Origin of the sequence: Peribacillus sp. NPDC058002 (assembly GCF_042886655.1) — a bacterium.
GTDB lineage: Bacteria > Bacillota > Bacilli > Bacillales > DSM-1321 > Peribacillus > Peribacillus aracenensis.
This window is the reverse complement of sequence record NZ_JBHVQU010000542.1, coordinates 1-1,055: the sequence shown is the minus strand read 5'-3', so window position 1 is coordinate 1,055 and position 1,055 is coordinate 1. Positions and strand designations below refer to the sequence as shown.

General features: G+C 35.7%; 1 protein-coding gene and 1 pseudogene. Both read right to left on the bottom strand.

Annotated features, from left to right (window positions below):
- Window positions 1–219 (bottom strand): annotated as a pseudogene (locus tag ACFVSH_RS26975) (amidohydrolase); the annotation flags it as partial.
- Window positions 220–542: 323 nt separating this feature from the next.
- The coding region (locus tag ACFVSH_RS26970) for a hypothetical protein (RefSeq protein WP_387708911.1) at window positions 543–1,055 on the bottom strand (513 nt) is incomplete at its 5' end.

The window sequence follows — 1,055 nt, the reverse complement described above, 5'->3', positions numbered from 1 at the left end:
GTACAATATAAGATGAATATGAGAATCAATAAACCCGGGAAGTAATGACTTCCCCTGCAAATCAACCACATTTGTTTCTTCCCCGATGAATGCCTTGATTTCATGATTCGTACCGACTGCCGAGATGCGATTACCTTTAATTGCCAGGGCTTCTGCTACTTCATTTTTTTGATTTACGGTTATGACCTCGCCATTCATGAACACGATATCAGCTTTCAAACAACACACCCCTTCCTTATTGTTTCACCCTCATTACTACGTCCTCTTCCTTTTCTTTCTCTCGCCTTCACTTATCGGAATATTCTGTTTTCAACAGATTCATTATATCCACACCAGATTGTGAAATCATTAGACAAATAGTCAAAAATTTCATCGTTTTTTTATACCTTTTATATAAATATGTCTTATTCCTTATGATTTACTGATCCAGTTCCCTTTTATCACGCAAAAGTGATTGATAATATTCCTATGGGTTCTATAACCAATAAAAAAAGGGATAGGTATAGCTGCTGATATGCTTACCTATCCCGCCTTTCATTTTTTTACAAGCCATTCAATTTTCCAAGAATGCCAATGGTCAAATACTGTTTGTTTGCATTAAAATCCCATGTCCAGTAGCGAAGGCTTAATTCGCTTTTATCCACATTTTCAATAAACGTTTTTACCCCAATCAATGCTGCCCCATATCCTACGTTCGAGGCCAATGCAAAGATGGCATTCATCCCTTCATTAATTGTATCCATATACTCAGGTTCGATTTTTAAGATATCAGTCCATGTAATACAGAATCCATTTTGCTTGGTACATTTAGAAATAGAGTGATTCATTTTACGTACGATTTCATCCCTTAAATCTAAAATTCCATTCTTGATCTCTTCTGCGCCTTCTTTCTGATATTGGTGTTCGTAATCAGAAAACAGTTCCTTGGCCCAATTATAAAATAGTTGGGTATAAATGGCTGATGTTGCCACGATATCAAAATCATTATAATAATTAGCAAAAACACTTTCAGAAAGCTTACCTAACCGATTCTCGGTTCCCTTTAAATATTGAGT